Raw genomic sequence first — 6164 nt, forward strand, 5'->3', positions numbered from 1 at the left:
GTATTTTTCCAGTCACCAAAATCAGGAGGCAAATCCCGCCATGGCGCGCCAGTACGCATAATCCAGAAGACTGCGTTTATGAAGAGACGATTATCCTTTGCAGTTACTCCCCTGACGCCCTCTCTGCCCGGCAAGTGTGGTTTCAAAATTTCCCAAAGGCCATCAGATATATCGTGGCGACGGTGAGCTGGTATCATTCATCCTCCCAGGTTGGTAGAGAGGAAGTAATTATTATTCAGCAACTGTCAATTGACGACGCACCCTAGTCCGCCGCGGAAATCGAATCATTGGAATCCACGAACTCTGCGGTTTTCAAAGAAAACCGGATCGCGACATGCGCCTGATGAAAGGTGGCGAATGGTGTGATTTTTTGGGTTATTGTCTGACATGGCAAGTATTTGAAGCTCAGGAGCGAAAATGTCCTACCCGAAATTTCCCTGTTGAACTGCGTGAATGCAGGGAGAAGTTCATAGTCAATTCAGACTGAAACTGTGGAGCAACACAGACTACACAGTCTAATTATACAAAAATATTGTTAAAGGAGGAACAAAACACTATGGATACCATGGCTCGTGAAACGGTTTTTGGTGCAATTGCGGCTGTTCTCGGAAAGGCTTCTGCGGAAATCAATGAAGAAAGTACGTTAATCGGGGTTGGGGGGCTACTCGATTCCATGCGATTGATTGAACTTTGTGTCTCTTTGGAAGACAAGGCGCAGGAAATGGGCTTTGAATTTGACTGGACTTCCGATGTTGCTATGTCCAGAAGCAGAAGTATGTTCAGAACTGCGGGTTCTCTTGCACACAACTTTGCCGAACAGTCGAGGCAACGTCCATGATCATCGTTACGGGGGCAAGCCGCGGGCTGGGGGCGGCAATTTACGCGCGGCTTGCTATGCACGGCCTGCGTGTGCTTGGTGTCTCCCGTTCCATTTCCGAAGATGCACTAGGCATGGAGCGGTGTGATGTCGGTTCCTACAATGACGTGCGCACCCTGAGCCGGCGAATCCGCCAATGCGGGGAGCCAGTGGAAGGACTGATTAATGCCGCAGGCGTCGCTTCAATGAATCTTGCGCTCATGATGCCGCCGCACATGACAGAAGCGTTGGTACGTACCAATCTTTTGGGGACCATCCACTGTTGTCAGTGTCTTACTCCGTTGATGGTTCGCCGGCGCACCGGCCGAATCATCAACTTTTCCACCATTGCCGTTGCACTGGCACTCAAGGGGGAAGCCGTCTATGCTGCATCCAAAGCTGGGGTGGAGGCGTTTTCGCGCGCATTTGCCCGGGAAGTGGCCGAATTTGGCATAACTGTGAACTGTATAGCTCCAGGCCCGATCCGCACAGGTCTGCTCCACGGCGTTACCGATGCGCAGATAGAGCATATCGTTTCACAACAGATCATTCCTCATGAATTTTCACCTGACGCCGTGTGTGACCTTACAGAACTCTTGCTTGATAGGCGTGCAGATGCGATTTCAGGCCAAGTCTTGCATGTGGGAGGATATTGATGCATTTGCTGACGCATTTGGAACATGTATGGGCAGGGACAAAGAGCCCGTTTCTTATTGCAAACGGAAGCGAATATTATTTTGATGACCTTGTAAAACAGGTAGAACCAAATCTTTCTTCTATTCGTGAAGGAGAAGTCGTCGCCTTGCTTGGCGACTTTTGTCCCTCACACATTGCGACTCTTCTGCATCTGATTGAAAAAAGGGCCATTATAGTACCACTCACGCACGAAACTGCGCGTGACCATGAGTATTTTTTTGATGCAGCCCATGTAGATGCCGTGCTGAAAGATGGTGCGCTTAAGCGGAGGCCTGGACAGGCATCCCATCCGCTTCTTGAAACACTGCGTTGCCAGGGCCGGGCTGGCCTCGTACTGTTCTCATCCGGTAGCACTGGGAAACCCAAGTCAATTCTTCATGACCTGAACCAGTTTCTGGAGCGCTTTTTTACGCCGCGACCGGCGTTGCGGTCTTTGAATTTTCTGCTCTTTGATCATATTGGCGGCTTGAATACACTGTTTCATACACTTTTTAACCGTGGCGTTGTAGTAGTTCCCACGGCACGGTCGGTGGAGGCCGTTCTGGAAACGTGTGAACGCTGCCAGGTGGAACTTTTACCCACAACGCCCACCTTCCTGCGCCTCCTTCTGTTGAGTGGGATGCTCCCTGCAGATTTTCCTTCAAGTATCAAAATTGTTACATACGGCACAGAGCGCATGGATCAGGAAACACTGGATCAGTTGTGCCGCTTGCTACCGAATGTTGATTTTCGTCAGACCTATGGCATGTCAGAGCTGGGCATCATGCGTGTAAAGTCAGAAGCGCGAAACAGTCTGTTCATGAAGATTGGCGGTGAAGGTATTGAAACTCGTATCACGGATTCGAGGCTTCAAATACGATCCCAAGCCCGCATGCTAGGGTATCTGAATGCGCCTTCTCCGTTTGATGAAGACGGGTGGTACGATACTGGTGATGTGGTCAGCGAAAAAGATGGGTATTTCCGGATTGATGGGCGTTCACGAGACATCATCAATGTAGGAGGGCTGAAGTTCGCCGCTTCTGAAGTGGAAAATGCCGCGCTGCACTTCCCCGGTGTCGCCTTTGCTAGAGCGGAGGGACGCATGAACCCCATTACCGGCCAGCATGTCGAACTCAAGGTGCAGCCATGTGACGGCGGGCATGTGGACACCTCGGCGCTTCTCACATTTCTTAAAACGCGGTTGCCCGCCCATATGGCGCCAAAGCGCATCCGTTTGCAGGACATGACAATCAGCCATCGCTTCAAAATACTGTAATCCTCTGGCGTCCGGATTTTACCTGATCTCTGTGTTTGCCAAAACGCCAGTATTCTGCCTTCTGACGCTGAAGCAGGCTTAAGTCATTTACCCTCAATCCGAAAGGTCTCATCAGCATCTTCCTGCTGCGCAATGTATTGCTTGATAACCTCATCGGTCACATTACCACTGCTGCAACAGAAATAGCCGCGCGCCACATATGGCGTCCCCAATACTGGCGGCGCAACAATGGGAATTCGTTTATCATGCCATGGGAGGTTCGGCCTTTCAGTTGTTGCATCAGCTTGCTCACAGCAAGGTTTGGCGGAATCGAAACGAAAAGATGGATATGGTCGGGTGCTATATGTCCTTTGAGTATTTCCACCTGATGTTTCTCACAAATACCGCGTATCAGCGACCTGGCCCTTTGGGCGATGTCGCCTGACAAAATCTTTTTCCGGTACTTGGTTATCCAGACCAGGTGCAAGTGAATTGAGAAAACACTGTGGGAGCCTTTACGATAGTTGCTCATGCCCACATTCTACAAAAGAAACGCTAAAGCCGCCACCTAAAGGTGGGGGTTTTACCCCTCCCTGCGTGGGACAATAAAAGTGAAAATGCTCTAGCACAGATAAAAAAGCGCCCCTGTCCGAGACGGAACCTCTGGAACAGGGCCGGGGCGTGTCTTGCTTTTTATCCCGTCTATCGTACTTTTCCGCGTAACATATCCAGATAGAGCATTTTCACTTTTATTTTATTTAGAAATCGTTTAGATTGCAGAGGTGAAATTTGCATCTGAAGAAATCCGAACCAAGGCTGTTCATGCGTATCTTGATGGAAAAGCAACAGCCAGGCAATTGGCAGATATTTTAGGTTATACCCCGGCTAGCATCTGCAATTGGGTCAGAGCTTACCGTGAAAACCAACGATTATCAGCCAAACCCAATGGCCATCGTCCAAGTTGTTTCTCATGCGAGGAGATTCGGGAATTGCAAGCCCTTCTTGATAAAAATGGTGATATGACGCTTCAGGAAATTAAAGAGCATTTTAATAAATCCTGTTGCCTGGCTGCCATCCACCGTCTGCTTGTTAAACTTGGCTACAAATATAAAAAAAACTCTCAAGGCCAGCGAACAAGAACGCGAAGATGTAAGAAGGAAACGTGAGGAATGGAAACTGTTCCAGCAAAAAGCTTCATGTAATAGATTGATATTTATTGATGAAACCGGTGCCAAAACCAATATGACGAGATTATACGGCAGAGCCAGAAATGGCCAACGTTGCCATGATCATGCGTCAGACGGACGTTGGGAAAGGATAAGCATACTTTCAGCAATCCGGGTAACGGGAGAAACTTGCAGTGTTGTTTTTGATGGGGCACTGGATGGAAAGATGTACAATGCTTATATTGAAAAATTTCTTCTTCCAACGCTTAAAGCTAACGATATTGTTATAATGGACAATTTGAATGTCCATAAATCAAAAACAGCCCGAAACTTAATAACGGAAAAAGGCTGCAAGTATATTTTCCTTCCAGAATACAGCCCGGATTTAAATCCCATTGAAAAGATGTGGAGCAAAGTGAAACAATTACTTCGGGGTATGAAAGCAAAAACATGTGATGAACTGTACAAATCCATTGGAAAAGCATTAAGTTGTATCACACAAAAAGACGCTGAATGATGGTTTAAATCCTGTGGCTATGTAAAAAGTTAAAAGCAAAATACTCTAGTCGGCGTACTCCTGAACCATGCGTCGCCGTTCCGGCAGATACTCGGCATAGTTGTACGCGGCGCGGACGCCGTTGCGCTCGCAGTGGGCAAGCTGGCGCTCTATCCAGTCTGTGTTATAGCCAAGCTCGTTCAGGAGGGTGGACGCCATTGACCGGAAGCCGTGGAAGGTATGTTCGCCGGTGGCGCAGCCGAGTTGCCGCAGGACGCGCAACGGGCCTCCTCTGTACATGGGGCCGTCGTTTCCCGCCCGGTTGCCCGGAAAGACAAAGCGTCCGTCGCCGCTTTTCTCATGCAGCTCATGGAAAATTGCCAGGGCCTGACGCGAAAGCGGCACGACATGGATTTGCTTCATCTTCATCCGTTCCGCCGGAATGCGCCATTCCGCCGCCTCAAGGTTGATTTCCTCCCATTCCGCGCGGATCAGTTCATTGGCACGGACAAAAACCAGCGGCGCAAGACGCAGGGCGCGGGAGATGAAAAAGTTCCCCTCATAGGCGTAGATCCTGCGCAACAGTTCGCCCACGGCGGCGGGTTCGGTGATGGCCGCATGGTGGCCGTTGACCGTGGGGGCGAGAGCGCCGCGCAAATCGGCGGCAATGTCATGTTCCGCCCTGCCGGTGACAACGGCGTAACGGAAAATCCGTCCGGCATCACGCAGCGCCTTGTGGGCTATGGTCAACGCACCCCGTTCTTCCACCCGCCGGAGAACGGCCAGCAGTTCCCTTGGGGTAATAGCGTTGACGGGACGTTTGCCAATGTGGGGAAAGAGATTTTCCTCCAGAATGCGGATGACCGCCTTTTGGTATGAGGGAACCCACTTTGGCGAGTATTTGGCGCACCATTCCCGCGCCACGTCCTCGAAAGAGTTGCGGGCCGCTTCCGCCGCCGCTTCTCTGGCCTGGCGTCGGGCCTCGCTGGGATCGATATGTTCCCGCAGCAGCTTTTTGGCCTCTTCCCGTTTTTCCCGTGCTTCGCGCAGGCTCACGGACGGATACGGGCCAAGGGAAATGAGCTTCTGCTTGCCCGCGAAGCGGTACGCCAACCGCCACGATTTTTTGCCCGTGGGCGTGACGTAGAGAAACAGCCCCCCGCCGTCCGAGTGCTTCTGAATCTTGCCGTTGGCTATGACATGCCGAATGAATGTGTCGGTCAGTTTCATCCGGCCACCTCCAGAGTGGTGTTTCTTGGTACGGTTGGACTGACTGATACCAACATATTTCTGAAAAAACATTTTGATACAAGGTATTACAAGAAATATGCCGGTAGCTGAGAGGGGAACCCAGATCAGTTTCCCAGGGCCGGGGGCAGCACTGCCCGACCTTGGGAAACGCCGTCATTGACAGCCCAGACCTACCAAAAGACTACCAACACGTCTACCAACGGTTTTTGTGGATGCAGGTGGATTTTTGTGGATGGGATAAGGCAAAGATGCCTGATTAATATATTGAAATTACATGCTAATCAGACATATTTGGACTTCCTGAAACGAGTTACGTAACTTCAAAGTGAAATTGCTCTAACGCCATGCAAACGAATCTGGACATGACGGATCACGCCATTACCGGCGTGGGCGAAGTCCGGTTTACGGAGCGGGCGATCAGTACGGAAGCCTGTACCGCCGACGAGGATCAGGGTCGCGTCTTTC

7 protein-coding genes and 1 pseudogene are annotated in these 6164 nt (G+C 50.5%); 5 read left to right on the forward strand and 3 right to left on the reverse strand.

Translation table 11 applies throughout. The features are described 5' to 3' along the window. Positions 1-197: transposase (locus G7Y51_RS12845; protein ID WP_165178096.1), on the reverse strand; the 197-nt coding region annotated here is incomplete at its 3' end. Between the two features lie 359 nt (positions 198-556). Here G7Y51_RS12845 and G7Y51_RS12850 point away from each other — a divergent pair. Genes G7Y51_RS12850 through G7Y51_RS12860 form a run of 3 tightly spaced genes read left to right on the forward strand, consistent with a single transcriptional unit; the run spans position 557 to position 2807 of the window. After that, positions 557-838, forward strand: coding sequence for an acyl carrier protein (locus tag G7Y51_RS12850; protein ID WP_165178098.1), 282 nt, complete (start codon positions 557-559; stop codon positions 836-838). Beyond that, on the forward strand, positions 835-1512 hold the full coding sequence (locus G7Y51_RS12855) for an SDR family NAD(P)-dependent oxidoreductase (RefSeq protein WP_165178100.1): 678 nt from the start codon (positions 835-837) through the stop codon (positions 1510-1512). The genes G7Y51_RS12850 and G7Y51_RS12855 overlap by 4 nt, the downstream gene beginning before the upstream one ends. Then, on the forward strand, positions 1512-2807 hold the full coding sequence (locus G7Y51_RS12860; RefSeq protein WP_165178102.1) for a fatty acid--CoA ligase family protein: 1296 nt from the start codon (positions 1512-1514) through the stop codon (positions 2805-2807). The genes G7Y51_RS12855 and G7Y51_RS12860 overlap by 1 nt, the downstream gene beginning before the upstream one ends. An 83-nt stretch (positions 2808-2890) precedes the next feature. Here the strand turns inward: G7Y51_RS12860 and tnpA are convergent. Then, positions 2891-3318 (reverse strand): annotated as a pseudogene (tnpA, locus tag G7Y51_RS12865) (IS200/IS605 family transposase). 250 nt (positions 3319-3568) lie between these two features. Here tnpA and G7Y51_RS12870 point away from each other — a divergent pair. Both G7Y51_RS12870 and G7Y51_RS12875 read left to right on the forward strand, forming a co-directional pair. Further along, the gene (locus G7Y51_RS12870; protein ID WP_165178104.1) at positions 3569-3952 is read left to right on the forward strand and encodes a helix-turn-helix domain-containing protein; all 384 of its coding nucleotides are present in this window, start codon (positions 3569-3571) and stop codon (positions 3950-3952) included. Then, a complete protein-coding gene (locus G7Y51_RS12875) occupies positions 3882-4469 on the forward strand; it encodes an IS630 family transposase (protein WP_165178106.1) in 588 nt (195 codons plus the stop codon). Before G7Y51_RS12870 ends, G7Y51_RS12875 begins: the two co-directional genes overlap by 71 nt. 45 nt (positions 4470-4514) lie before the next feature. On the opposite strand, the gene G7Y51_RS12880 is transcribed toward G7Y51_RS12875, so the two are convergent. Further along, complete coding sequence (locus G7Y51_RS12880; RefSeq protein WP_165178108.1) at positions 4515-5678, reverse strand: integrase arm-type DNA-binding domain-containing protein; 1164 nt, start codon at positions 5676-5678, stop codon at positions 4515-4517. Positions 5679-6164: the final 486 nt, after the last annotated feature.

It is taken from the genome of Desulfovibrio sp. ZJ369 (genome assembly GCF_011039085.1).
Taxonomy (GTDB): Bacteria; Desulfobacterota; Desulfovibrionia; order Desulfovibrionales; family Desulfovibrionaceae; genus Desulfovibrio.